Here is a 25,998-nt window from a genome sequence, read left to right as displayed (position 1 = left end):
GCGGAGGCGTGGTCATGCGTCGTCGGTCGGGTGCGGCGCCGTCGGGGCTGGTCGCGCAGTTCCCCGCGCCCCTGCGGGGTGCCCCTCACGCGCGTAGTCGGTGGTCAGGAGCAGGTTCTTCGCCGGGCCTGCCACCTGCCACACCGTGCGCCAGTGGTCGGGGTCCTGGACCGTGAACTCGCCGCGGTAGAGGTCGGCCGAGCAGGGGTGGTCGGCGACGTACCGTCCCGACGCCAGGTCCAGGTCGTGGAAGGGGCGGTCGTCGGCGAAGCGCACGTCCGCCGTGCCGGGGCGGGGGCCGGGCAGGAACCGCAGGGTGCGTTCGGCGGGGTGGGGCACGCCCTGCCAGGTGAACGTGCCGGACTCCTCGTGCAGCAGGCCGCCGCCGTCGAGGGGGCGGAAGAGCGTGGCCCCCTCGAACCGGCCCTCGTCCCCGCTCGCCAGATCCACCACGGTCCGGTCCACCCGCCACCGCCCGGCCAGATGGGCCAGTACGTCCGCCACCGGCCAGAACTCGCCCACGGCCATCCCTTCGTCGCCCCCGACCCTACGCCGTGCCGGCCCCCGGCCGAGGGCACGGGTGCCCACCCCATTGACGCGCTCATGACCCTTTACCTATCTTGCCGTTCGAAGTGCTGACCGTTGTCCGATATTTCGAATGACGTGAATGACGTAATTCTCCTCACGAGCCGCGGAGTATCCATGTCACGCACCACGCGCACCAGGCTGGGACTCGGCCTGGGAGCAAGCGCTTTCCTGCTCGCCGCCGGCCTCCTCCCGGCCCCCGCCCACGCCGAGGACGCCACCGACTACGCGATCACCGTCGACCCGGCCGGCCAGGGCGCCGCGATCGACAAGACGATGTACGGCGTCTTCTTCGAGGACATCAACCGCGCCGCCGACGGCGGGCTGTACGCGGAGCTGGTCCAGAACCGGTCCTTCGAGTACACGGCCGACGACAACAAGTCGTACACCCCGCTCACCGCGTGGACGGTCACCGGCACCGCCCGGGTCGTGGACGACGACGGCCGGCTGAACGCCCGTAACCGCGACTACCTCTCCCTCGCCGCCGGTTCGGCCGTCACCAACTCCGGCTACAACACCGGCATCCGCGTCGAGGACGGCAAGAAGTACGACTTCTCGGTGTGGGCCCGCGCCGACAGCGGGACGGCACTCACGGTCGGCCTCTCGGACTCCGGCGGCCCGCTCGCCACCGCCCGGCAGGTGGCCGTGAAGAAGCACGGCTGGGCCCGCTACCGGGCGACCTTCACCGCCACCCGCACCAGTTCCGCCGGCCGCCTCACCGTCGCCTCGGCGGACGCCGCCGCACTCGACATGGTGTCCCTCTTCCCGCGCGACACCTACCGGCACGAGCCCAACGGCCTGCGCAAGGACCTCGCCGAGAAGATCGCCGCCCTGCACCCGGGCTTCGTCCGCTTCCCCGGCGGCTGCCTGGTCAACACCGGCTCGATGCAGGACTACAGCGAGGCCTCCGGCTACCAGCGCAAGCGGTCGTACCAGTGGAAGGACACCGTCGGCCCGGTCGAGACCCGCGCCACCAACGCGAACTTCTGGGGGTACAACCAGAGTTACGGCCTCGGCTACTACGAGTACTTCCGCTTCGCCGAGGACGTCGGTGCCATGCCGCTGCCGGTCGTGCCGGCTCTTGTCACCGGTTGCGGTCAGAACCAGGCCGTCGACGACGACGCGCTGCTCAAGCGGCACGTCCAGGACACCCTCGACCTCGTCGAGTTCGCCAACGGCCCGGTGACCTCCAAGTGGGGAAGGCTGCGCGCCGAGATGGGCCACCCGAAGCCCTTCCACCTCACGCACATCGAGGTCGGCAACGAGGAGAACCTGCCCGCCGCGTTCTTCGCCCGCTTCACCGAGTTCCGGACCGCCGTCCAGGCGAAGTACCCCTACATGCAGGTCATCTCCAACTCCGGCCCGGACGACTCCGGCACGACCTTCGACACGGCCTGGCAGCTCAACAAGGACGCCAAGGTCGACATGGTCGACGAGCACTACTACAACAGCCCGCAGTGGTTCCTGCAGAACAACGACCGCTACGACTCCTACGACCGGAGCGGACCGAAGGTCTTCGTCGGCGAGTACGCCTCCGGCGGCAACGCCTTCAAGAACGGGCTCGCCGAGGCCGCCTACATGACCGGCCTCGAACGCAACGCGGACGTCGTGAAACTGGCCTCCTACGCCCCGCTGTTCGCCAACGAGGACTACGTCCAGTGGCGCCCGGACATGGTCTGGTTCAACAACCACGCCTCCTGGGGCTCGGCGAACTACGAGGTCCAGAAGCTGTTCATGAACAACGTCGGTGACCGGGTGGTCCCGAGCACGGCCACCACCACACCCGACGTCAGCGGCCCCATCACCGGCGCCGTCGGCCTCTCCACCTGGAACACCAGCGCCGCCTACGACGACGTGAAGGTCACGGACGCCGACGGGAACACCCTGCTCACCGACGACTTCTCCGGCGACGCCGCGCAGTGGACGCACACCGGCGGCGGCAGCTGGGCGGTCCAGGACGGGCAGTACGTCGAGACCTCCGACACCGCCGAGAACACCATGGTCCAGGCCGGGGACCCGTCCTGGCACGACTACGACCTGCACGTGAAGGCCGTCAAGAAGTCCGGCAGGGAGGGCTTCCTCGTCGCCTTCGGCGTCAAGGACACCGGCACCTACTACTGGTGGAACATCGGCGGCTGGAACAACACCCAGACCGCGGTCGAGCAGGCCGTCGACGGCGGCAAGTCCACGCTGATCGCCAAGCCGGGGTCGGTCGACACCGGCCGCGCCTACGACGTCGACATCAAGGTGCGGGGCCGGCAGGTCACCCTGTACCTCGACGGGCAGGAGTGGGGCAGCTTCACCGACGACAAGCCGGCCGAGCCGTTCCGCCAGGTCGTCACCGCGGACGAGAAGACCGGCGACCTGATCGTGAAGGTCGTCAACGCCCAGGCCGCGGCGGCCCGTACGACGATCGACCTCGGCGGCGCCGAGGTCGCGAGGAAGGCCGGGGTGACCACCCTCGCGGCGGCGCCCGACGCGGTGAACACCGAGACGTCCACCGCGGTCGCCCCGGTCACGTCCACCTTCACCGGCGTCGCCGACCGGTTCACCTACACCTTCCCGGCGAACTCGGTCACCTTCCTGCGGATCAGGCAGAGGTAGCGTCCGGCGCGGGCTGCTGTCCGACCGGCAGCAGCCCGCGCTCGGCGAAGACCTTCTTCGCGACGAAGGTCGCGTTGAGCGCCTTCGGGAAGCCGCAGTACCCGGCCGAGTGCAGCAGGGCCTCGACGATCTGCTCCGGAGTGAGGCCCATGTTGAGGGCCGCGTTGATGTGCACCTCCAGCTGGGGCTCGCAGCCGCCCAGCGCGGTCAGCATGCCCAGGGTCACCAACTGCCGGTCCCGGGGCACCAGCTGGGGACGGCTGTAGATCTCGCCGAAGCCCCACGCGACGATCTGGTGGGCCAGCTCGGGGCTGATGTCGGAGAGCGAGTCGATGACCCGTTGCCCGGCCTCGCCGTCGACCTTCCGCAGGACCTCCAGGCCGTGGGCGAAACGCTCTTCACGGGTGCTGTTCTGGCTCATGTCAGCTCTTCCGTTCTCCTCGGAACCGGTCGCAGGAAGAACGCTAGGAGTTGGAGCGTGCTCCAGGTCAAGCCGGTGCCGCGGTCACACGGGCGCGCGCGGTGCGGCGACCCGCTCCCGTCCGGTGCGTGCGGCGCGGTGCGTGGGAGCGCTGCCGGAGACACGGGATCCGGGTCAGCCGTGGCCTCTGCTTCGGATGGCCTCCGCGGCCCCGGCGAGTTCGCCGAGAACGGTCCGTACCGCCCTGCGGGCCGTGCGTTCGGGGCGGTGGAGTACGTCGATGTGGCGGTGGGCCTCGATGCCGTCGAGGGGTCTGAGGACGACGCCCGGGTGCGGGCGGGACGTCCAGCGGGGCATCAGGGCGACCCCGCCGCCCGCGGCGACCACCTCGGCGACCACGGCGATCTCGTTGACACGGTGCACGATGTCGACTCCGCGCCCGGCCGCCGCCGCGATGGCCTTGACCGTGGCCAGCAGCGGGAAGCCGTCGTGCACGGTGATCCAGGGCTGGCCGGCGACGTCGTGCGCGGTCAGGGCGGGCCGCGCGGCCAGCGGGTGGCCGACGGGCAGGGCGATGTCGAGCGGTTCGCGCAGCAGCGGGGTGGCCGTGGCCGTCCGGGGCCAGGGCGGGGCGTGGTCCAGGCGGTGCGCGATGACCAGGTCGTAGCCGCGGGTCAGGGGCGGGAAGCCGGCCTGGGCCACGTCCTCGTCGTGGAGGGTGAGCCGCGGGGATCCCGGCCCGCTCAGCCGTCGTAGCAGCAGGGGGAAGAACGCGGCGGCCCCGCTGTGGAAGGCGGCCAGCGACACCGTGCCGTCGGGTTCGTCGACGTACGCGTCGATGGTGTGGCGGGCCCGGGCCAGCGCCGCCGCCACGCCGATCGCCGCGTCCGCGAGGGCCTGCCCGGCAGGCGTGAGGACCAGCCGGCGGCCGGCCCGTTCGGTGAGCGGGACCGGGATCGAGCGCTGGAGCAGCCGCAGCTGCTGCGAGACGGCCGAGGGCGTCACCCGCAGCGCCTCCGCGACCGCCGTGACGCTGCCCAGTTCGCCCAGCTCCCGCAGGATCCGCAGCTGCCGTTCGTCCACGGCGTGAGTGTAGCGCTGCTAAAGGAATGGTTCAGAAGGTCGTCGTTTACTTCAACATGCTGCTCGTGGATCGTGAAGGGCATGCCGACCACCCGCCGCATCGACCTGGTGCTCCTGGCCGTCGCCGTCGTCTGGGGCTCCAGCTACCTGACGGCGAAGACCGCCACCGACGCCCTCCCCGTCCCGACCGTCCTCTTCGTGCGCTACGCCGTCGCCGCCCTCGCGTGCGCGGCCGTGCTGCGCCGGTCCGGCGGCCTCACCCGGGACGAGAGGCGCTACGGCTGCCTGCTCGGGCTCACCCAGGCCGCCGTCCTCGTCCTGGAGACGTACGGCGTCGCCCACACCAGCGCCGGGAACGCGGGCCTGATCATCAGCCTCACCCTCGTCCTCACCCCGGTCCTGGACCGGGTCGGTCTGCCGGGGCGGTTCTACCTCGCCGCCGGGGTGTGCCTGGCCGGTGTCGGACTGCTGGTCTCCGGCCACGGGCTGCACGCCCCCGGAGCCGGTGACCTGCTGATGCTCGCGGCCGCCGTGGTCCGCGCGGGGCATGTGGTGCTGGTCGGCCGGGTGACCGCGGGCCGGGCCCTGCGCCCGCTGCAACTGACCGCCGTGCAGTGTGCCGTCGGCGCCGCCCTGTTCCTGCTGCCCGCGGCCCCCGGGCTGCCGGCGCTGGCCCGGACCGGCGCCGTCACCTGGGCGCAGCTCCTCTACCTGGCCCTCTTCTGCGGCCTGTTCGCCTTCCTCGCCCAGACCTGGGCGGTCCAGCGCACCTCCGCCACCCGGGCCGGGCTTCTGCTGGGCACCGAACCGGTCTGGGCCCTGCTGGTCGGCACCGTCCTCGGCGGCGAGCGGCTCACCGGGCTCTCAGTCCTCGGTGCCGCCCTCGTCGTCACAGGGACGTACTGGGGCCAGGCCGTCGAACGGTCACATCGCGGACTCCCCGCGGCGGCGGCTCGCGACGCGGCCCGGCACAGTGCCGGTACAGGCGTCACACAGGCGAGTTAACCTGCGAAACACTTCAAGGAAATCTGCTGTTTCCTTTGAAGTCGTGAATTCTTTCCCGTAACGCACACGGATTCGGAATTCGACTTATTACTTCACAGGCGTGGCACAACCATCAGGAACCTCTACCCGTCTAAGTCGGCGAAACACCGACCTGCGGGGAGCAACGACCCCGTTTTTTATCTGGGGGCCGCACAGAATGAATCGCACCATCCTGGCCGGGCGTGAACAGGGGGCGAAACCGGCGGGGGGCGAAGCGGAAGGGGAAACCGTCCCCGTGAAATGGCGGCGCGCCGATCCGAGAGCAACCGCCGCGCTGCTCGCGGCCCTTCTCACCACCGTGGCGTTCTGTGCCGCCGACGTGATCGCCCGCAGCTACCCGTTCGGGTCCCGCACCCGCAGCGTCAACGACCTCGGCAACCAGTACGTGCCCTTCCACGCCCACCTGTGGGACCTGCTGCACGGCAGGGCCGACGGCGGCCTCCTCGTCAACTGGCAGTCCGGCTACGGCTCCAGCTTCCTGCCGGACCTCGGCACCTATGTGAGCAGTCCGTTCGCGCTCCTCGTCGCCCTCTTCCCGCGCGACGAGATCGACCTCGCGGTGTACGCGGTCACCGTGCTGAAGACGGCGGTCGCCGGCGCCGCCATGGCCTGGCTGCTGATGAGCCTGCGCCGCGGCCGCTGGTGGGCGGCCGGCGTCCTGGGTGCCTCCTACGCCCTGTGCGGCTGGAGCCTCGCCCTCGCCTCGTACAACCCGATGTGGCTCGACGGCCTGATCGCCCTGCCGCTGTTCTGCCTGGTCGGCGAGTGGGTCACGGCCGGCCGGCGTCCGCTGCTCGGGGTGCTGGTCGTGGCGCTCGCCTGGATCGCCAACTTCTACACCGCGTACATGGCCACCCTCGGCGCCGCCCTGGTGCTGCTGCTCCGGCTGGTGCTCGCCGAACTGCCGTGGCGGCGCGCCCTGGCGGTGGTGGGCCGGGCCGCGGTGACCGTCGGGCTGGGCATCGGCCTGGCCGCGCCGCTGGTGATCGTCGTGTACTCCGGCACCAAGCACGCCTACCCGGGCCGCGAGGGCCACTTCGCCCCGGTCGGCACCGAGGACCTGCTCGCCCGGCTGCTGCCGACCACGTACAGCTACAGCTCACCGGCCCTCTACGTCGGCATCACCGCGCTGGTTCTGGCCCTCGCCCTGCCCTTCCACCGGAAGGTCCCGGCCCGGGTGCGGGCCGGCTGGACGGTCCTGGTGCTCGCGGTCGCCCTGTCGCTCCAGTGGGCGCCGACCAGCCTGGCCTGGCACGCCTTCGCCGCCCCGAACGGCAGCTCCTACCGGCAGGCCTTCGTGCTCTGCGCCCTGCTGGTCGTCGCCGCCTGGCACGCGCTGGCGTACGGGCTGCCGGACCTGCGGGCCCTCGGTGCGGCCGCCGTGCTGCTGGTCCTGATCGCCGCCGCCGCGAGCCGCAGCCCCCTCACCCGGCAGCACAGCCACCACACCTGGCCGGTGGTGCTGCTCGCGGTCGCGGGCGCACTCGGCGGGCTCGCGCTGCTCAGCGTGCGGAACGGCAGGCCGGTGCTGGCCGGGCTGGCCGTGGCGCTGCTGATCGGCGCGCAGTTCGGCGAGGCCGCCGCCACCTCGGCGGTGGCCACCCGGAGCCGGCTCGGCCAGATGGACGACTACGCGCCCTGGGGCGACCGCCAGCAGCAGGAGGCGGACGCGGTCGCGAGCGCCGACGACTGGCCCGCGTACCGCACCGAACCCGGCCGCGACCAGACCGTCGCCAACGACCCCATGATGGTCGGCGGCCAGGGCTCCCAGTACTACAGCAGCCTCACCGCCGACGTCCTCAGCCGTACCCTCACCGCGCTCGGCGACGGCTGGACCTCGCGCGGCCGCAGCCTGCAGAGCCTCGACAACCCGGTCACCGACGCGGTCTTCTCGGTCGGCGCCCGGGTGCACAACCCGCCGGACCCGCACCAGAAGTGGCTGCCCCAGGGCGGCGGCCCGTCCACCGTCACCCGCGAGGACGTCCCGCCGCTGGTGACGGTACGGCCCACCGCCACGCACTCCACCCCGGCCGCGTTCGGCCCCTCCCCGTACCGCAACCAGGAACTCCTGCTCGGCGCCCGCGTGTACACCCTGCCCCGCACCACCCTCAGCGGTGCGCACAAGGGCGACGCGGCGCGCGGCCTGCTGGTCGACGGGGCGCAGACGGTCACCGCCCGGTGCCGGCCCGGGAGTTCGGTCTTCCTCTGGGCACCGCACTACTCGGGTACCGCCCAACTCGCCGGTGGCGGCGAGCAGAAGCTGTACCGGTCCGACGCCGAGAACACGAAGATCGCCGCGATGCAGCCGCTCGGCACGGTACCCGCCGCGGGACAGGTCCGGATCGACCTGAAGCCCAACCGGCTCAGCCGCGTCCCGGCGCAGGGCGCGGTCGGCTGCCTGGACACCGGGCGGCTGCGCACCGCCGTACAGCACCTGAAGGCCACCGGCGCGACCGAGGTGACCGTCTCCGACGGCACCCTGCACGCCCGGCTGCCCGCCGGGAGCAGGGGCACCGCCGTGGTGGCGATACCCCGGATCGCCGGCTGGCGCTGCTCCGCCGACGGCGGCGACGAGGTCGCGGCGGGCGAGTTCCACGGCCTGGTCGCCGTCCCGCTGGGCGCCGCCGCCACCAGTCTGACCTGCACCTTCCATCCGCCCGGCCTGCGCCTGGGCACCGCCGTCGGCGGCGCCTCGCTGCTGACCCTGATCCTCATCGGCGCCGTCTCGGCCGTCCGCCGCAGAACCGCCACCCGCTCCGGCGAGCGCACGACCACCGCTCACTGACCCGTCCCCAGGGGGAAGAAACCCATGCTGATATCGATCGTGGCGCCCTGCTACAACGAGGAAGACGTCATAGAACGCTTCCACGAGCAGGTCCAGAAGATCGCGAACGAACTGCTGCCGCTCGGCCACGACATGGAGTTCGTGTACGTCGACGACGGCAGCCGCGACCGGACCCTGACCCTCCTCAGCAGGATCGCCGACGGCGACTCGCGCGTGCGGTACGTCTCCTTCAGCCGCAACTTCGGCAAGGAGTCGGCCCTGCTGGCCGGCCTGAAGCACGCCGCCGGCGACGCCGTGATCGTCATGGACGCCGACCTCCAGCACCCGCCGGAGCTCATCAAGCGCATGGTCGAACTGCGCGGCGAGGGCTACGACCAGGTCATCGCCAAGCGCACCCGGCAGGGCGACCGCTTCGCCCGCACCCTCACCGCCCGCCTCTACTACCGGCTCATCAACCGCATGGTCGACGTCGAACTCGTCGACGGCGTGGGCGACTTCCGGCTGATGTCCCGCCGGGTGGTGGACGCGGTCGTGAGCCTCACCGAGTACAACCGGTTCTCCAAGGGCCTGTTCGCCTGGGTCGGCTTCCCCAGCACCACCTTCGAGTACGAGAACGCGGTACGCGAACACGGCAGCAGTTCCTGGTCGTTCCGCAGCCTGCTCAACTACGGCCTCGACGGGCTGCTCTCCTTCAACAACCGCCCGCTGCGCGCCGCGCTCTACCTCGGCATGACCCTGCTGGCCCTGGCCGGCGCGTACACGGCGTGGATCGTGGGCGGCGCGATGATCAACGGCGTCCAGACGCCCGGCTATGTCACCATCATCACAGCCGTCACCGCCCTGGCCGGCGTACAGATGATCATGCTCGGGGTCATCGGCGAGTACACCGGCCGTATCTACTACGAGGTCAAGGGGCGCCCGCACTTCCTGGTGAAGGCGACGAACGTGGACCGAACGGAAGACCGCAGCCGCGGCACGACGAAGGACCTCATCCCCTGATGCCGAACGCCACCCTGCCGACCGCCACCGGACCCGCCCGCCCGATATCCGGGCAGATCATCACCTTCGCGGTGGTGGGTGTCGTCAACACCGCGACGTACTACGGCCTTTACCTGCTTTTTCTGAGGTATTTGCCATACCTGGCCGCGCATATTCTCGCGTTTTTCCTGAGCATGATCGGCTCGTTTTTTCTCAATGCGAAGTTCACTTACCGTACGCGTCCCACCTGGCGGAAATTCCTGCTGTTCCCGCTGACCAACGCCACGAATTTCGTGATCACCACGGCGGGGGTGTACGTGATCGTCGACGTGCTGCATCTGGGGAGCACGTTCGCTCCGCTGATGGCCTCGGCCGCGGCGATTCCGGTGACGTTCGTGGTGTCGCGGTGGGTGATGCTGCCCAAGGTCGAGGCGGCGTAGGGGGCCGGCCGCGACGTTGCATAAAAGTGCAGCGGACCGTATAGTCATGCCATCTGGAGGAGGATGGACATGGCGGTACGTGCGGCGGTGGCCGGAGCGAGCGGGTACGCGGGCGGAGAGGTCCTGCGGCTGCTCCTCGCGCACCCAGAGGTCGAGATCGGCACCCTGACCGGCAACTCCAACGCGGGCCAGCGCCTGGGCGCGCTCCAGCCGCACCTGCTGCCGCTGGCCGACCGCGTGCTGGCGGAGACCACCGCCGAGGCCCTCACCGGGCACGACGTCGTCTTCCTCGCGCTGCCGCACGGACAGTCCGCCGCCGTCGCCGAGCAGCTCGGCCCGGACGTCCTCGTCGTCGACATGGGCGCCGACTTCCGGCTGGCCGACCCGGCCGACTGGGAGCGCTTCTACGGCTCCCCGCACGCCGGCACCTGGCCCTACGGCCTCCCCGAACTTCCGGGTGCCCGCGCCGCGCTGGAGGGGTCCAAGCGCATCGCGGTACCCGGTTGCTACCCCACCGCCGTCTCCCTCGCCCTGTACCCGGCCTACGCCGCCCGGATCGCCGGGCCCGAGGCGCTGATCGTCGCCGCGTCCGGCACCTCCGGCGCGGGCAAGGCGCCCAAGCCGCACCTGCTGGGCAGCGAGGTCATGGGCTCCATGACCCCGTACGGCGTCGGCGGCGGCCACCGGCACACCCCCGAGATGATCCAGAACCTCAGCGCGGTGGCGGGGGAGCGGGTCGCCGTCTCCTTCACGCCGACGCTCGCGCCGATGCCCCGGGGCATCCTCGCCACGTGCAGCGCCAAGGCCGTGCCCGGGGTCACGGCCGAGTCCGTGCGTGCCGCCTACCAGAAGGCCTACGCCGACGAGCCCTTCGTCCACCTCCTCCCCGAGGGCCGGTGGCCCGCCACGGCGTCCGTCTACGGTTCCAACGCCGTTCAGGTGCAGGTCGCGTACGACGAGGCCGTCGGCCGCATCATCGCGATCAGCGCCATCGACAACCTGACCAAGGGCACCGGCGGTGGTGCCGTGCAGAGCATGAACATCGCCCTCGGACTCGCCGAGTCCACCGGGCTGACCACGATCGGAGTTGCGCCGTGAGCGTGACGGCAGCGAAGGGATTCACGGCCGCGGGCATCGCCGCCGGGATCAAGGAGAGCGGCAACCCGGACCTGGCCCTCGTGGTCAACAACGGGCCCCGCCGCGCCGCCGCGGGCGTCTTCACCTCCAACCGCGTGAAGGCCGCGCCGGTGCTGTGGTCCGAGCAGGTCCTCAAGAGCGGCCAGGTCTCGGCCGTCGTCCTCAACTCCGGCGGCGCCAACGCCTGTACGGGCCCCAAGGGCTTCCAGGACACCCACGCGACCGCCGAGAAGGCCGCCGAGGTGCTGGGGCGCGGTGCCATCGAGGTCGCGGTCTGCTCGACCGGCCTGATCGGCGTGCTCCTGCCCATGGACAAGCTGCTGCCGGGCGTCGAGACCGCGGCCGCTTCCCTGAGCGAGCACGGCGGCGAGAAGGCCGCCATCGCCATCAAGACCACCGACACCGTGCACAAGACGTCCGTGGTCACCAAGGACGGCTGGACCGTCGGCGGCATGGCCAAGGGCGCCGGCATGCTCGCCCCCGGCCTCGCGACCATGCTGGTGGTCCTCACCACGGACGCGGTCGTCGAGAGCGAGGCGCTCGACAGCGCGCTGCGCGCCGCCACCCGCACCACCTTCGACCGCGTCGACTCCGACGGCTGCATGTCCACCAACGACACCGTGCTGCTCCTCGCCTCCGGTTCCTCGGACGTCACCCCGGAGTACGCGGAGTTCGCCGAGGCCGTCCGCGCCGTCTGCGACGACCTCGGCCAGCAGCTGATCCGGGACGCCGAGGGCGCCAGCAAGGACATCAGGGTCGAGGTCGTGAACGCGGCCAGCGAGGACGACGCCGTCGAGGTGGGGCGCTCCATCGCCCGCAACAACCTCCTCAAGTGCGCCATCCACGGCGAGGACCCCAACTGGGGCCGGGTGCTCTCCGCGATCGGTACCACGAAGGCCGCCTTCGACCCGGACCAGCTCAACGTCGCCATCAACGGCGTCTGGGTCTGCAAGAACGGCGGGGTGGGGGAGGACCGCGAGAAGGTCGACATGCGCTACCGCGAGGTCCACATCGTCGCCGACCTGGCCGCCGGCTCCGAGACCGCCACCATCTGGACCAACGACCTGACCGCGGACTACGTCCACGAGAACAGCGCGTACTCGTCATGAGCACCACGCGCAAGCACACCGCGCTGCCCAAGGCCCAGACCCTCATCGAGGCCCTGCCCTGGCTGGTCCGCCACAACGGCAGGACCGTCGTGATCAAGTTCGGCGGCAACGCCATGATCGACGAGGACCTGAAGGCCGCCTTCGCCCAGGACGTCGTCTTCCTGCACCACGCCGGCCTCAAGCCGGTCGTCGTGCACGGCGGCGGCCCCCAGATCAGTGCCGCCCTCGACAAGCACGGCATCGTCAGCGAGTTCAAGGCCGGGCTGCGGGTCACCACCGAGGACGCCATGGACGTCGTACGGATGGTGCTCGCCGGGCAGGTCCAGCGCGAGCTGGTCAACCTGCTCAACCAGCACGGCCCGCTCGCCGTCGGCCTGACCGGCGAGGACGCCCACACCATCACCGCCACCAAGCACCGGCCCGAGATCGACGGCGAGTTGATCGACATCGGGCGGGTCGGCGAGATCACCGCGATCGACACGGGCGCGATCGAGGCCCTGCTCGCCGACGGCCGGATCCCGGTCGTCTCCTCGATCGCCCGCTCCCAGGACGACGGACATGTCTACAACGTCAATGCTGATACGGCGGCTGCGGCACTCGCTGCTGCTCTGGGCGCCGAGACCCTCATGGTCCTCACCGACGTCGAGGGCCTCTACGAGGACTGGCCGAACTCCGACGAGGTGATCAGCCGTCTCACCGCTTCCCAACTGGAGAAGCTGCTGCCGGAGCTGAGCTCCGGCATGGTGCCGAAGATGGAGGGCTGCCTGCACGCCGTACGCAACGGCGTCACCACCGCCCGCGTCATCGACGGCCGGGTCCAGCACTCGATCCTGCTGGAGATCTTCACGGACGAAGGCATCGGCACGATGGTCGTGCCGGACCAGGAGGGGGAGTCATGAGCAACCAGGAACTGACCGCGCGCTGGCAGGGCGCGCTCATGAACAACTACGGCACCCCGCGGCTGCCCCTCGTCCGCGGCGAGGGCGTCAGGGTCTGGGACACCGAGGGCACCGAGTACCTCGACTTCGTCGGCGGCATCGCCACCAACGCGCTCGGCCACGCCCACCCGGCGATCGTCGAGGCCGTCAGCAGGCAGATCGCGTCGCTCGGCCACATCTCCAACTTCTTCATGGCCGAGCCCACCGTCGCCCTCGCCGAGCGGCTGGTCCAGCTCTTCGGCCGGGAGGGGCGGGTCTTCTTCTGCAACTCCGGCGCCGAGGCCAACGAGGCCGCCTTCAAGATCGGCCGGCTGACCGGGCGGACCCACATGGTCGCCACCGACGGCGGCTTCCACGGCCGGACCATGGGCGCCCTCGCGCTCACCGGTCAGCCCGCCAAGCAGGACCCGTTCCGCCCGCTGCCCGCCGACGTCACCCACGTCCCCTACGGCGACGCGCAGGCCCTGGCCGCCGCGGTCACCGAGGAGACCGCCCTGGTGATCATCGAGCCGGTCCAGGGCGAGAACGGCGTGGTCGTACCGCCCGCCGGCTACCTCAAGGCGGCCCGCGCGATCACCGCCGCCACCGGCGCGCTGCTCGTCCTCGACGAGGTGCAGACCGGCACCGGCCGCACCGGCACCTGGTTCGCCTACCAGGCCCACGAGGGCGTGCTGCCCGACGTCGTCACCCTCGCCAAGCAGCTCGGCGGCGGACTGCCGCTCGGCGCGACCGTGGCCTTCGGCCGCGCCGCCGAACTGCTCCAGCCCGGCCACCACGGCACCACCTTCGGCGGCAACCCGGTCGCCTGCGCCGCCGGCCTCGCCGTCCTCGACACCATCGAGAACGAGGGGTTGCTGGAGAACGTCAAGCGGCAGAGCGAGAGGTTGCGGGACGGAATCGAGGGTCTCGGCCACGGGTTGATCGATTATGTCCGGGGCGCGGGTCTCCTCCTGGGTATCGTGCTCACCGAGCCGCTGGCAGCGCAGGTCCAGCAGGCGGCTCAGGAGGCCGGGTTCCTGGTGAACGCGCCCGCTCCCGACGTCGTACGGCTGATGCCGCCGCTGAACCTCCGCGACGCCGAGGCGGACGCGCTGCTGAGCGCCCTGCCCGGCATCCTCGACGCAGCGAGCGGGGACGGACGATCCGGAGCATGATCCGGAGATTGAGACGACGATGAGCCAGGCGCAGGAGTTCGACCAGTCGGGCGGGGCGGGGCCCGCGGTACCGCAGACCCGCACCGCCCGGCACCGCCGGATCGTGGACATCCTCAACCGGCAGCCGGTGCGCTCGCAGAGCCAGCTCGCGAAGCTGCTCGCCGACGACGGCCTCACGGTCACCCAGGCGACGCTCTCCCGGGACCTCGACGAGCTGAACGCGGTGAAGATCCGCAACACCGACGGCGAGCTGATCTACGCGGTGCCCAGCGAGGGCGGCTTCCGCACCCCCCGCGCCCCGCTGGGGGAGTCGGCCAAGGAGGAGCGGATGCGCCGCCTCTCCCAGGAGCTGCTGATCTCGGCCGAGGCCTCGGCGAACCTGGTCGTCCTGCGCACCCCGCCCGGCGCGGCCCAGTTCCTCGCGTCCTCGATCGACCAGGCCGAACTGCACGACATCCTCGGGACGATCGCCGGTGACGACACGGTGCTGCTGATCAGCAGGGGGCCGACCGGCGGACAGGCCCTCGCGGACCACCTGCTGCGCCTGGCCCAGAACGGCCACTGACGGCCACTGACGGCCGCAGGCGGTCACTGACGGCCGTTCGCGGACGGCCGCCGGGCCGCCCGCGGCCGCGCCGACCCGCGTGCGGGGCCCGGCCGGCCGACGGACAATGACCGTGTGATCTTCCGCGGCGAGCGGTCAGGCGGGCGGGCAATCCCCTGGCGGCCGTCGAACGTACACAGGGGTGTGTCGGGATTCCGGTCCCCCGTCGGCCGTCTCCCGGACGAGGCTCTGCTGTCCGGGCTGGCCACCGGAGACCCGGAGCTCGCGGAGATCTTCGTACGGAGATTCCAGCACCGGGTCTTCGGGGTCGCGATGGCCGTCACCCGGGACCAGCAGCTCGCCGAGGACGTCGCCCAGCAGACGTTCGAGCGCGCATGGCGCCATGCCCAGATCTACGACTCGCGCCGCGGCTCGGTCGGGACCTGGCTCACCACCATCGCCCACAACCTCGCTGTCGACGCCGTCCGGGCCCGGCGGACGGAACCGATGGCACCCGAGGACATCGACCCCCTCCTCGACGCCGTCACCGAGACCCCCGAACAGTGGGCACTGGCCGACGAGGCCTCCACCCAGCTGCGGGCCGCACTGGCCCGGCTGCCGCGGGAACAGGCCCGGGCCCTCATGATGGCCGGCATCTACGGCATGACGGCCCAGCAGATCGCCGACACGGAGCGGATCCCGCTGGGCACGGCCAAGACACGGATCAGAGCGGCGATGGCGAAACTCCGCACGGCGCTCGCGGCCCCGAAGGGAGGCGACCATGTCCGGTGACGCGCACTGCGAGAAGCTGCACGAGATCGGCGCCGAACTGGCACTGGGCGTCCTGCCCGGCCGCGAGCGGGCCGAGGCGGTCGCCCATCTGGACGGGTGCGCGGACTGCCGGGAGTACGTACGCCGACTCACCGGGATCGGCGACCGGCTGATCGGCCTGCTCCCGGAGAGCGACCCGCCGCCCGGCTTCGAGACCCGGGTGGCGCGCAGCCTGGCCGAGCAGGCCGCCGGGGCCGAGGGGGCCGGGCCCGCCCGTGCCGCCCAGCGCCGCCGCGGCCACCTCCGCGTCCGGCGCCTCCGGCTGCGGCTCGCCGCGGTCGCCGCCACCGCCGCGGTCGCGGTGGGCTTCGCCGGCTGGGCGATCGGCAGCGCCGTCGAGGGAGCCGTCACCGCCTCGGCGCCCGCGGTCGAGTCCGAGCCCATGCTGGTCGGGGACATGATCCCGGTCGGCGGCGGACAGTCCGTCGGCGAGATCTACGCCCACCCCGGCAGTCCCGCCTGGATGTTCGTCTCCGTCGCCCTCCCCGGCACCCCCTACGACGGCAGGGTCACCTGCCTCCTCGCCCGCGCCGACGGCACGACCACGCGGGTCGGCGACTTCCCCCTGCGCGAAGGACGCGGCAACTGGGGCGCGGCGGTCCCCGTGGACCTCACCAGGTACTCCGCCGCCCGCCTGGCCTCTCCCGACGGCTCCCTCCTCGCCACCGCCCAGCTGCTGAAGGGCAAGGTGGTGACCCCGGGGGTGTCATGACAGCACCGCACCCGAGCCGAGCCGGTGCAGCAGGGCGTAGGGTCCCTCCCGCCCGAGGAGATCCGCGTGCGCCCCGTCCTCGACGACCCGCCCGCGGTCGAGGACCACGATCCGGGTGGCCTCGCGGACGGTCAGCAGCTGGTGCGAGATGACCACGGTGGTCCGCCCGGCCATGAGCCGGCGCAGCGGCTCCATGACGCGCCGCGCCGAGCCGGCGTCCAGCCCGGCGGTGGGCTCGTCCAGGAGGAGCACCGGGGCGTCCCGGATCATCGCCCGGGCGATCGCCAGCCGTCGGCACTGCCCGCCGGAGAGCGTCCGGCCGCGCTGTCCGACGAGCGTGTCGTAGCCGTCCGGGAGCCGCTCGACGAACTCGTGCGCGTCGGCGGCCCGCGCCGCCGCGACGATCTCCGCCTCCGTGGCCGCCGGCCGGCCGTAGGCGATGTTCTCCCGTACGGTGCCGTGGAAGACGAGGGTCTCCTGCAACACCACGGCGATGCTCTCCCGGACGTCGGCCAGGGAGAGTTCGCGCAGATCGGTGCCGTCCAGGCGGACCGCGCCCCGGTCGGGGTCGTAGAACCGCAACTGCAGCTTCGCGAGCGTGGACTTGCCCGACCCGCTGGCCCCGACCAGCGCCAGCGTCTCCCCGGGAGCGGCCCGGAACGACACGTCGGACAGCGCCCAGGCCGCCGTACCGGGATAGCGGAACCACACCCCGTCGAACTCCACCGCGCCCCGCGCCCGGCGGAGCCTGCGCGCCCCCTCCGCCTCGGTCACCTGGGGCCGCTCGTCGAGCAGCTCGATGATCCGTTCCGCGGCGGCGGAGGCCGTGTAGAAGGTGGTGCCGAGCCCGGACAGCCCGTGCACCGGGCCGTACAGCTTGCCGATCAGCGCCAGGAAGACCAGCAGCCCGCCGAGCGTGAGCTGGCCCTGGGCCAGCTTCCAGGTGCCGAGAGCCAGCACCGCGAGGCCGCCGGACACCTCCACGAACTCGACGGCGGGTGCGTACACGGCACGGATCCGCGCCGCGGCCATCGCCGCCCGGAACCGGCCCGCGTTCTCCCGCTCGAACCGGCGTGCCTCCCACGCCTGCCGGTTGTACGCCTGCACGAGTACGACGTTGCCGAGCGACTCCTCCGCGATCGCGCCCAGCGCCCCGCCGCGCCGCCTGCGCTCCCGCGAGGCCTCCCTGACCAGTCGCGAGAAGTACCGGGCCGAGCCCCAGAACAGGGGGACGACGACGAGGGCGAGCAGGGTCAGGTCCCAGCGCAGGTAGAACAGCATGCCGAGGTAGACGCCCAGGCTGATCACGTAGTACAGGGCGTCCGCGACACCCGAGAGCAGGAACGTCTCCACCGCGTCGACGTCGCCCGTGACCCTGGAGAGCACGTCCCCGAGCCGCCGGCGCTCGAAGAAGCCGAGCGACAGCCCCTGGACATGCCGGAAGACGTCGGAGCGCAGGGCGAGCAGGAAGCGTTCGCCGACCCAGGTGGAGGTCACGTCGTCGGCGAAGCCGAGCACGCCGGAGCAGAGGACGAGGCCCAGGTAGGCGGGCGCGATCCACAGGAAGGGCCGCAACTCCCGGGCGACGAGCACGTCGTCGACGACGAACTTGAACAGCCAGAGCTCCGCGGCGTCGACGGCGGGGCCGGTCAGGCTCAGCAGGACGAGCGGGACGAGCCAGCGGCGGCCGCCCCGGGTGTAGGGCCAGAACCGCCGGAAGACCTCGCGCGGGGGGACCGGGGGAGCGGCCGCGACCACGGTGTCGGGCGCCATGACAGGGTTCCTCGGAAACCGCCGGCGAGCGGACCGGCCGACCCGGCGCCGGTCCGCTCAGCCTTCAGGGGTGGTCAGTAGTGGTCGTGGCCGTGACCGTGCCGGTCGCCGTGGTCGTGGTCGTGCCCGTGACCGTTGCGGTCGTGGCGATCGTGGTCGTGGCCGTGCCGGTCCCCGTGACGGTCGTTGCGGTCACGGTCGCGGTCCCGATGGTTGAGTGGCATGAGGTGGCTGAAGACGGCCATGGTGTTCCTCCCGAAACTTGCTTCACAGGGGGTACGGCCGGGCGGGAGGGATGGATGCCGTTTTGCGGGACGAAATGAAAAAACATTGCGGTCGATGTCCGACTGCGGGCGGGTGGGGGCTGGTCGCGCAGTTCCTCGCGCCCCTTACGGGGCGCTGCCCAGCCGATAGCTGCGGGCAGGCGTGCCGCAGGGCGGCACAGGTGGGCGCTGGGGGTCCCTCCGGCCGAAGGCTGGGGGAGGCACCCTGCAAACGCCGGGAAGTGTTACCTCCCGGCCTCAGCCCAGACGCGCGGCCAGCCCCCCGGTGCACCGCACCTCATCGCCGGCCGTGATCAGCAGCCCCTCCACGTCCGGCAGCGACTCCAGCCACGCCAGCCCGGCCCGTGACCCCATCGCGAACGCCGCCGTGGCCCAGCAGTCCACCCACGTCAGCCGCGGCCCGACCACCGTCACCGCCACCAGGTCCGTCACCGCCGACTTGCCCGTCCGCGGATCGACGATGTGGGCGCCCCGCTCCGCCGTACCGGACGTGGCGACCGCAAGTTCCGCCACCCCCGCCGCCGAGATCACCGCCGCCAGCCCTCCCGGCCGCAGCGGATCGGCGATCCCCACCCGCCACGCCCGCGTCGGCTCGGGCGCACCGAACATCTGGACGTCGCCGCCGCCGTTCACGCTCACGCCGCTCACCCCGGCCACCCGCGCCAGCGTCTGCGCCGCCCGCTCGGCGGACCAGCCCTTCACGATCCCGGTGGGATCGAGCCGACCCCGGTAGCGGGTGCTGAACCAGCCGTCGCTCACCCGCTCCGCCTCGGCCGCCAGCTCCAGCACCTCGGCGACCTCGGGATCGCACTCGCCGACGCCGATCTCCTCCCGCGCCAGCCGGGACACCTGGCTGTCCTCGCGGTAGGTGCTGAACACCTCGTCGACCCGGTGCAGCCCGGCGACCGCCTCGTCCAGGGCCGCCCGTACGGCGTCCGGATCCCCGCCGCGGACGTCGAAGGAGAAGACGGTCCCCATGACCTCCTCCGCATGACGCACCGCGGCGGGAGCCTCCGCGGACTCCGCCACCGCCTCAGCCACCGGCCTGGTCCAGCGCCGACTGCAAGGACTGCTTGTAGCCGGTACTGGTGTAGGTGGCCCCGGAGACGGAGTCGATGTTCGCGCTCTGCGCCGCCACCGCCTCCTGGTTGAGCTTCGGGACGGAGAGCGCCGTCTTCTGGTCGCTGGTGCCACCCTTGGGCGCCTGTACCGCCTCCGCCTTGGTGATCTTCCCGCCGGAGACGGTGATCCGGACCTGGACCGGCCCGTACTGGGTCTGCGCGACCTGCCCGGTCACCGTCTTGGCCTGCGCCTGCGCGGACCCGGACGAAGAGGACGAGCCCGCGGACGAGCCCGAGGAGGAGGCGGCCGCCTCCTTCATCTTGTCCAGCGCCGACTGCAGCGACTGCTTGTAGCCGGTGCTCGTGTACGTCGCCCCGGAGACGGAGTCGATGTTCGCGCTCTGCGCCGCCACCGCCTCCTTGTTCAGCGTCGGCACCGACAGCGCGGTCTTCTGGTCGCTGGTGCCGCCCTTGGGCGCCTGGATCGCCTGGGCCTGGGTGATCTTGCCGTTGGCGACGGTCAGCCGGACCTGCACGACGCCGTACTGGGTCTGGGTCGCGTCCCCGTCCACCGTCGTGGTCCCGGCGGCCCCGGTGCCGCCCTGCGGCGACTCCTGTCCCGCCGCCGCGGCCGACGGGGCCGCGCCCGCCGCCGACGCGGACGTCGGGTCCGACGACGGCTTCAGCGACAGCAGCAGCACGACACCGGACACGGTCGCCGCGGTGGCCAGCACCACACGCCTGATGGGGTGACTCTTCCTCATCGCTTACGAACTCCCGATTCCCTGGATTCCCGTGTGGTCCCGTCGCTCACATCTCGAACGACTCGTGATGGATGCGGCGGGCGGGAACCCCCGCGCCGCGCAGTGCTTCGTACACGCCCTGCGCGAACCCGGGCGGGCCGCACATGAAGACGTCGTGGTCGTCGATGTCCGGGATCTTCCGCTGGAGGTTCTCCGCGGAGATGTCAGGACGCTCGCCCTCGGGGCTGTTGACCGCGTACATCAGCCTGGCCCCGCGCTCCTTGGCGATCTTGGCCAGCTCGTCCCACAGGGCCAGGTCCTGGGTGGTGTTGGCCCGGTAGAGCAGGGTCAGGTCGCCCGCGGCGCCGGGCAGCGTCTCGAACAGCGCCCGCATGGGCGTGATCCCGACGCCGCCCGCCACCAGCAGGACCTTGCCGCGGCTGCGCCGGGACGCGGTCATCGCCCCGTACGGCCCTTCGGCCCACACCCGGGTTCCGGGCCGTAGTTCGCGCAGCCGCGCGCTGTGGTCGCCGATCGCCTTGACGGTGATCCGCAACATGCCGGGGCGGGGTGCCGCCGACAGGGAGTACGGGTGCGAGCTGAACCGCATCCCGGGGGCCAGGAACCGCCAGCGGAAGAACTGGCCGGCCTCCGCGCCCATCCGGTGCAGCTTGCGCCCGCCGATCAGCACCGACACGATGCCCGGCGTCTCCTCGATGACCGCCTCGACCCGCATCCGGTGCCGCAGGTTGAGCCGGATCGGGGTGAGGATCCGGTACCAGACCACCAGCGCGGTGACCGCGCCGTACAGGCCGTACCAGAAGGTCTTGGCCATCGGCGTGAGGGCGAAGTCGTTGCCGGTGGTGATCTGGTGCCAGAAGGTCAGGAACACCGCCGCGTACGTCAGCAGGTGCACGTGGTACCAGGTGTCGTACGGGATCCGGCGCCGGACCGGGCCGATCGAGGTCAGGCCGATGACCACGAACAGGCCGGTGCCGATCGCGGCCTTGCCCATGTCGGGGAGCTGGTTCACGGAGTCGATGGTCTGCTGGACGATGTCGTTCAGCGTCTTGCCGGCCTGCAGCGCGTAGCCCCACATGATGAGGAAGACGTGCGCGAAGACCAGGCAGAGCGTGTAGCGGCCGCTCATTGCGTGCCAGCGGGCCACGCGGTCGGAGCCGACCCGCCGCTCCAGCGCGGGCACCCGGGCCATCTGGAGCACCACCAGCGCCATCAGGTAGCCCGCCAGCAGGCCGGTGATCCGGCCCGCGTTGAGGATCTTGCCGTTCTGGTCGGCGATGGACGGGGTGTTGTGCCACCACAGCCACAGCACGGCCGCCGCGCCCGCCCATACGGCGAGCAGCAGCGGAACTGCCGGGGAGCGGCGCGGGCGGATGCGGCGCATCGTCTGTCGGCGGGCGGCACGTCCGCCTGCGAGCGTGGTGGTCACGGTTCCTCCGTAGGGAATTGACCCTTGGCCCACAGATACGTGCCGTACTGCCCGAGTGTTCAGAGACCCGCGGAGTCCAGTGCCGACTGGAGTGACTGCTGGTAACCCTGGCTGGTGTAGGTCGCCCCGGAGACCGTGTCGATGCTCGCGCTCTGCGCCGCCAGCGCCTCGCTGCGCAGCTGCGGCAGGGCGTAGTCGTTGATCTGCTGGTCGCGGGGGTTGTCTGACGGGTACTGCACCGCCGTGACGTCGGTGATCTTGCCGCTCTTGATCGTCACCTTCACCTGGACGGGACCCCAGCGGGTCTGCACGGTGTCCCCGGTGACGGTCCTGGTGCCGGTGCTGCTGCTCCCGGACTTGCCGGACTTGCCGGAGCTGCCTGAGCTGCCGGAGCCGCTGCTCGCGCCCGGTGAGGCGGTCGCGGTAGCCGACGGGGCGGGGGCCGCCGAGTCGGTGATCACGGTCGGGGCGGTGTGCGGCTTCAGCGCCAGCAGCATCACTATTCCGGAGACGGTGGCGGCACTCGCCAGCATGACGCGGCGCAGCGGACGGTTCTTGTTCAGTGCGTGCACGGCAGCGGCCTCACAGCTCGAACGACTCGTGGTGGATGCGGCGGTCCGGCACTCCGGCACCCCGCAGCGCCCCGTACAGCTCCTGCGCGAAGCCGTGCGGACCGCAGATGTACACGTCGTAACCGGCGAGACCCGGGAAGGTCGCCCGCAGCGACTCCGCCGTGAGGGCGGGGCGCTCGCCCCGCGGGCCGTTGAGGGCGTAGCGCACCCGGGCTCCGCGCCAGCGCGCGATCGCCTCCAGTTCGCCGCCCAGCGCCAGGTCCTCGGCCGTGCGCGCCCGGTAGAGCAGGGTGACGTCGCCGGGCAGGGTCTCGAAGAGCGCCCGCAGCGGGGTGACGCCGACGCCGGCCGCGATCAGCAGGGTCCGGTGGCTGGTGGCCCGGTCCGCGGTGAGGGCGCCGTACGGGCCCTCCGCCCACACCCGGGTGCCCGAGCGCAGCAGTGCCACCGCCGTGCTGTGGTCGCCGAGCGCCTTGACCGTGATCCGCAGCAGGTCGCCGCGCGGCGGCGCCGAGAGCGAGTACGGGGTCGACGTCCAGCCCATGCCGTCGCCGCCGAAGAACCGCCAGCGGAAGAACTGCCCGGCCTGTGCGCCCAGTTCCCCGATCCGCCGGCCCTGGACGACGACCGAGTACACGCCCGGCGCCTCCTGCTGCACCGAGTGCACCCGCAGCCGGTGCCGGAGGTTGAGCCGCACGGGCGCCAGGATCCGGAACCACACCACCAGCGCCGCGACCCCCAGGTACAGCGCGTACCAGAAGGCGGTGGCGACCGGCTTGCCGTTGAGGTCGTTGCCCAGCGTCAGCTGGTGGAAGAAGGCGAGGAAGACGGCCGCGTAGGTGAGCAGGTGCACGTAGTACCAGAACTCGTAGCTGGTACGGCGGCGGGCGGCGCGCGCCGAGGTGACGCCGACGGCGAAGAGGATCACCGTGCCGGCGGTCGCCTTGAGCATGTCGGGGTAGTCCAGGACGACGTTCAGCGTCTCGTGGACGACGGAGGCGTGGTCCTGGGCCGCGTACCCGGTCAGGATCAGCACGACGTGCGCGACCAGCAGACAGACCGTGTACCGGCCGGCCATCGCGTGCCAGCGGGCGACCCGGTCCGAGCCGACCCGCACCTCCAGCAGCGGCACCCGGGCCATCAGGCCGACGAGCACCGCACAGGAGTACCCGCACAGCAGCCCGGCGATCCGCCCGGCCCCGGTCAGCCAGCCCGCCGCACCCACCACGGAGCCGGTGTCCGACCACCACAGCAGGATCACCGCCGCCGCCCCGGCCCACAGAACGCCGAGCACGACGGCGGCGGGGGAGCGGCGCGTGGCCACGGGCACGGCGGGTGCCGTACGCCGTTCGTCCACGGTCGTCATGAGTCGGGTCCTTTCTCCGGTCAGGACGCCACTGTGCAGCCCGAACCTCTGAGCACCTTCTGAACCGGGACCCGCTGAGCAGGCTCAGAGGAAATTCAGAGGCCGGGCGGCCCCTCGTCACCCGCGGGACGAGGGATGCTGGGAGACGCGATGAACACGACCCGCTCCGGCCGCCCCGCCCTCACCCGACCCGACGGCACCCAGCTCCGCGTCCTCGTCGTCGACGACGACCCCGACCTCGCCGAGGTCCTCACCGGTGCCCTGCGCTACGAGGGCTGGGAGGTCCGCGCGGCCGGCGACGGCGCGAGCGCGCTGGCCGCGGCCCGCGAGCTGCTGCCGGACGCGGTGGTCCTCGACGTGATGCTCCCGGACACCGACGGCTTCACCGTGCTCCGCTCGCTGCACCAGGTCAAGCCGGACGTCTGCGTGCTCTTCCTCACCGCCCGGGACGCCGTCGAGGACCGGATCGCCGGCATCACCGCGGGCGGCGACGACTACGTGACCAAGCCCTTCAGCCTGGAGGAGGTGGTCGCCCGGCTGCGCGGCCTGCTGCGCCGCGCCGGCATGGCCCGCCAGCAGGAGGACGGCCCCCGCCTGGTCGTCGGCGACCTCGCCATGGACGAGGAGGCCCGCGAGGTGACCCGGGCGGGCGAGCTGATCGAGCTCTCCCCGACCGAGTTCGAACTCCTGCGCTTCCTGATGCGCAACCCGCGCCGCGTCCTCAGCAAGGCGCAGATCCTCGACCGGGTGTGGTCGTACGACTTCGGCGGCCGTGCCCATGTCGTCGAGCTGTACATCTCCTACCTGCGCAAGAAGGTGGACGCGGGCCGCGAGCCCATGATCCACACGGTCCGCGGCGCGGGCTACGTCCTCAAACCGGTGACCAGGTGACCTGGTGAATCTCCTCCGACGGCTACGCCGCCTGCCCCGTCCCCGCACCCTCCGCGCCCGCCTCATCGCGGGCCTGGTCGTGCTGCTCGCGGTGAGCTGCGCGGCCGTCGGCGTCGCGGCCGTGGTCGAACTGGACGGCTTCCTCACCGGCCGCCTCGACCAGCAGCTCCAGCAGACCGGGCCGAGCTTCCCGCAGTCCCTCGAACACGGCGGCAAGTTCAAGCCCAGCGACCGGGACGGCGACGAACACGGCGACACCCGCCGCCAGGCCGCCGGCACCTTCGGCGCCCGCACGCTGAAGGGCCGGGTCACCAACGCGGCCCTGATCCCCGCCGGCGCCGACCCGGACCTGACCGTCACCCTCACGGACCGCGACCGCACGGCCCTCGCCGAACTGCCGGTGGACGGCCGCGGCCACACGGTCCGCCTCTCCTCGATCGGCGACTACCGGCTGCTGGCCTGGCCGGGCCGCGACGGCGACGTGCTGATCACCGGTCTGCCCCTGGAACCCGTACGGGCCACCGTGCACCGCCTGGAACTGGTCGCCTCCGCCGTCTTCGGCCTCGCCCTGGCCGTGGCCGGAGTGGCCGGTGCCCTCTGGGTCCGCTGGTCCCTGCGCCCGCTGAGCCGCGTCGCGGCCACCGCGGCCCGGGTCAGCGAACTCCCCCTCGCCAGCGGCGAGGTGGCCCTGCCGCCCCGCGCCCCCGAGTCCGACCCCCGCAGCGAGGTCGGCCGGATGGCCGCCGCCTTCAACCGCATGCTGGGCCACGTCGAGGACGCGCTCACCAAACGCCACGCCAGCGAGGAACGCCTGCGCACCTTCGCGGCCGACGCCAGCCACGAGCTGCGCACCCCGGTCGCGTCGGTCCGCGGCCACGCGGAACTGGCACTGCTGCACCCGGGCCCGGTGCCCCCCGAGGTCACCCGGGCCCTGCGGCGCATCGCCGCCGAGTCCTCCCGCATGGGCGAGATGGTCGACGACCTCCTCCTCCTGGCCCGCCTGGACGCGGGCCGCCCTCTGGAGAGCCACCCGGTCGACCTCACCCACCTGGTCCTGGACGCGGTCACGGACGCCCGCGCCACCGGCCCGGACCACCGCTGGACCCTCGATCTCCCCGAGGAACCGGTGACGGTGACGGGCGACACCCACCGCCTCCAGCAGGTGCTGGCCAACCTGCTGGCCAACGCACGCCTGCACACCCCGGCCGGCACGAAGGTGACGGTGACCCTGGAGACGGCCGGCGCGGAGGCGCTCCTCCGGGTCCACGACGACGGGCCGGGCATCCCGAAGGACATCCAGCCCGGCGTCTTCGAACGCTTCACCCGAGCAGAACACCGCCGCCGCGCGGACGCCCCCGGCGGCGGAGCGGGCCTGGGCCTGTCGATCGTGGCGGCGGTGGTGGAGGCGCACGGGGGGACGGTGACCTTGGAGAGCGCCCCAGGGTCAACAACGTTCACGGTCAAACTCGCGACCAGCGGAGACACCTAGGGGC

The 25,998-nt window shown here is 72.0% G+C and carries 24 protein-coding genes; 14 read left to right on the top strand and 10 right to left on the bottom strand.

Translation table 11 applies throughout. The features are described from left to right. Positions 1-12: 12 nt before the first annotated feature. Positions 13-522 carry a DUF6314 family protein gene (locus ACFZB3_RS42085; RefSeq protein WP_391386938.1) on the bottom strand — a complete coding sequence of 170 codons (510 nt, stop codon included), beginning with the start codon at positions 520-522 and terminating at the stop codon, positions 13-15. Between the two features lie 180 nt (positions 523-702). Here ACFZB3_RS42085 and ACFZB3_RS42080 point away from each other — a divergent pair, with 180 nt between their 5' ends. After that, positions 703-3,189: an alpha-L-arabinofuranosidase C-terminal domain-containing protein gene (locus ACFZB3_RS42080; RefSeq protein WP_391386935.1), complete on the top strand. Its 2,487-nt coding sequence runs from the start codon at positions 703-705 to the stop codon at positions 3,187-3,189. On the opposite strand, the gene ACFZB3_RS42075 is transcribed toward ACFZB3_RS42080, so the two are convergent. Beyond that, positions 3,176-3,610 (bottom strand): carboxymuconolactone decarboxylase family protein, encoded by a 435-nt coding sequence (locus tag ACFZB3_RS42075; protein WP_391386933.1) that lies wholly within the window; start codon positions 3,608-3,610, stop codon positions 3,176-3,178. The genes ACFZB3_RS42080 and ACFZB3_RS42075 overlap by 14 nt on opposite strands. A 174-nt stretch (positions 3,611-3,784) precedes the next feature. Continuing rightward, a complete protein-coding gene (locus ACFZB3_RS42070; protein ID WP_391386930.1) occupies positions 3,785-4,693 on the bottom strand; it encodes a LysR substrate-binding domain-containing protein in 909 nt (302 codons plus the stop codon). A gap of 81 nt (positions 4,694-4,774) precedes the next feature. On the opposite strand from ACFZB3_RS42070, the gene ACFZB3_RS42065 reads away from it, so the two are divergent. The 11 genes from ACFZB3_RS42065 (at position 4,775) to ACFZB3_RS42015 (ending at position 16,365) form a co-directional block, all read left to right on the top strand. Next, the gene (locus tag ACFZB3_RS42065) at positions 4,775-5,698 is read left to right on the top strand and encodes an EamA family transporter (protein WP_391386927.1); all 924 of its coding nucleotides are present in this window, start codon (positions 4,775-4,777) and stop codon (positions 5,696-5,698) included. A 196-nt stretch (positions 5,699-5,894) separates the two neighbouring features. Continuing rightward, positions 5,895-8,522, top strand: a complete 2,628-nt coding sequence (locus tag ACFZB3_RS42060; protein ID WP_391386924.1) for a YfhO family protein — start codon at positions 5,895-5,897, stop codon at positions 8,520-8,522. A gap of 24 nt (positions 8,523-8,546) precedes the next feature. Continuing rightward, positions 8,547-9,521: a glycosyltransferase gene (locus ACFZB3_RS42055; RefSeq protein WP_391386921.1), complete on the top strand. Its 975-nt coding sequence runs from the start codon at positions 8,547-8,549 to the stop codon at positions 9,519-9,521. Then, positions 9,521-9,940, top strand: a complete 420-nt coding sequence (locus tag ACFZB3_RS42050) for a GtrA family protein (RefSeq protein WP_391386919.1) — start codon at positions 9,521-9,523, stop codon at positions 9,938-9,940. Before ACFZB3_RS42055 ends, ACFZB3_RS42050 begins: the two co-directional genes overlap by 1 nt. 69 nt (positions 9,941-10,009) lie before the next feature. Next, a complete protein-coding gene (argC, locus tag ACFZB3_RS42045) occupies positions 10,010-11,038 on the top strand; it encodes an N-acetyl-gamma-glutamyl-phosphate reductase (protein ID WP_391386917.1) in 1,029 nt (342 codons plus the stop codon). Then, positions 11,035-12,186, top strand: coding sequence for a bifunctional glutamate N-acetyltransferase/amino-acid acetyltransferase ArgJ (argJ, locus tag ACFZB3_RS42040; protein ID WP_391386914.1), 1,152 nt, complete (start codon positions 11,035-11,037; stop codon positions 12,184-12,186). Before argC ends, argJ begins: the two co-directional genes overlap by 4 nt. Further along, a complete protein-coding gene (argB, locus tag ACFZB3_RS42035) occupies positions 12,183-13,085 on the top strand; it encodes an acetylglutamate kinase (protein ID WP_391386911.1) in 903 nt (300 codons plus the stop codon). The genes argJ and argB overlap by 4 nt, the downstream gene beginning before the upstream one ends. Further along, positions 13,082-14,278, top strand: a complete 1,197-nt coding sequence (locus tag ACFZB3_RS42030) for an acetylornithine transaminase (RefSeq protein ID WP_391386908.1) — start codon at positions 13,082-13,084, stop codon at positions 14,276-14,278. The genes argB and ACFZB3_RS42030 overlap by 4 nt, the downstream gene beginning before the upstream one ends. Before the next feature lie 19 nt (positions 14,279-14,297). After that, complete coding sequence (locus ACFZB3_RS42025; RefSeq protein ID WP_391386905.1) at positions 14,298-14,843, top strand: arginine repressor; 546 nt, start codon at positions 14,298-14,300, stop codon at positions 14,841-14,843. 183 nt (positions 14,844-15,026) lie between these two features. Next, on the top strand, positions 15,027-15,614 hold the full coding sequence (locus ACFZB3_RS42020; RefSeq protein ID WP_391386902.1) for a sigma-70 family RNA polymerase sigma factor: 588 nt from the start codon (positions 15,027-15,029) through the stop codon (positions 15,612-15,614). After that, the gene (locus tag ACFZB3_RS42015; protein WP_391386899.1) at positions 15,604-16,365 is read left to right on the top strand and encodes a zf-HC2 domain-containing protein; all 762 of its coding nucleotides are present in this window, start codon (positions 15,604-15,606) and stop codon (positions 16,363-16,365) included. Before ACFZB3_RS42020 ends, ACFZB3_RS42015 begins: the two co-directional genes overlap by 11 nt. Here ACFZB3_RS42015 and ACFZB3_RS42010 read toward each other — a convergent pair. The 7 genes from ACFZB3_RS42010 to ACFZB3_RS41980 all read right to left on the bottom strand — a co-directional run bounded on the left by ACFZB3_RS42010 (position 16,360) and on the right by ACFZB3_RS41980 (position 23,614). Further along, a complete protein-coding gene (locus ACFZB3_RS42010) occupies positions 16,360-18,138 on the bottom strand; it encodes an ABC transporter transmembrane domain-containing protein (RefSeq protein ID WP_391386896.1) in 1,779 nt (592 codons plus the stop codon). The two genes, ACFZB3_RS42015 and ACFZB3_RS42010, sit on opposite strands and share 6 nt — an antisense overlap. 74 nt (positions 18,139-18,212) lie before the next feature. Beyond that, complete coding sequence (locus ACFZB3_RS42005) at positions 18,213-18,383, bottom strand: hypothetical protein (RefSeq protein ID WP_391386892.1); 171 nt, start codon at positions 18,381-18,383, stop codon at positions 18,213-18,215. A gap of 276 nt (positions 18,384-18,659) precedes the next feature. Next, positions 18,660-19,400 carry an FAD:protein FMN transferase gene (locus ACFZB3_RS42000; protein ID WP_391387304.1) on the bottom strand — a complete coding sequence of 247 codons (741 nt, stop codon included), beginning with the start codon at positions 19,398-19,400 and terminating at the stop codon, positions 18,660-18,662. A gap of 55 nt (positions 19,401-19,455) precedes the next feature. Continuing rightward, a complete protein-coding gene (locus ACFZB3_RS41995) occupies positions 19,456-20,247 on the bottom strand; it encodes an FMN-binding protein (protein ID WP_391386888.1) in 792 nt (263 codons plus the stop codon). Positions 20,248-20,293: 46 nt separating this feature from the next. Beyond that, the gene (locus ACFZB3_RS41990; protein ID WP_391386884.1) at positions 20,294-21,676 is read right to left on the bottom strand and encodes a ferric reductase-like transmembrane domain-containing protein; all 1,383 of its coding nucleotides are present in this window, start codon (positions 21,674-21,676) and stop codon (positions 20,294-20,296) included. A 59-nt stretch (positions 21,677-21,735) separates the two neighbouring features. Then, complete coding sequence (locus ACFZB3_RS41985) at positions 21,736-22,248, bottom strand: FMN-binding protein (RefSeq protein WP_391386881.1); 513 nt, start codon at positions 22,246-22,248, stop codon at positions 21,736-21,738. 10 nt (positions 22,249-22,258) lie between these two features. Further along, entirely contained in the window at positions 22,259-23,614 is a 1,356-nt protein-coding gene (locus ACFZB3_RS41980) for a ferric reductase-like transmembrane domain-containing protein (protein WP_391386878.1), read from the bottom strand. 150 nt (positions 23,615-23,764) lie between these two features. Here ACFZB3_RS41980 and ACFZB3_RS41975 point away from each other — a divergent pair, with 150 nt between their 5' ends. Next, positions 23,765-24,505: a response regulator gene (locus tag ACFZB3_RS41975; RefSeq protein ID WP_391386875.1), complete on the top strand. Its 741-nt coding sequence runs from the start codon at positions 23,765-23,767 to the stop codon at positions 24,503-24,505. Between the two features lie 4 nt (positions 24,506-24,509). Then, the gene (locus ACFZB3_RS41970; RefSeq protein WP_391386872.1) at positions 24,510-25,994 is read left to right on the top strand and encodes an ATP-binding protein; all 1,485 of its coding nucleotides are present in this window, start codon (positions 24,510-24,512) and stop codon (positions 25,992-25,994) included. Positions 25,995-25,998: the final 4 nt, after the last annotated feature.

It is taken from the genome of Streptomyces sp. NPDC008092 (genome assembly GCF_042957285.1).
Lineage (GTDB): Bacteria > Actinomycetota > Actinomycetes > Streptomycetales > Streptomycetaceae > Streptomyces.
This window is presented reverse-complemented; position numbering and strand designations above follow the sequence as displayed.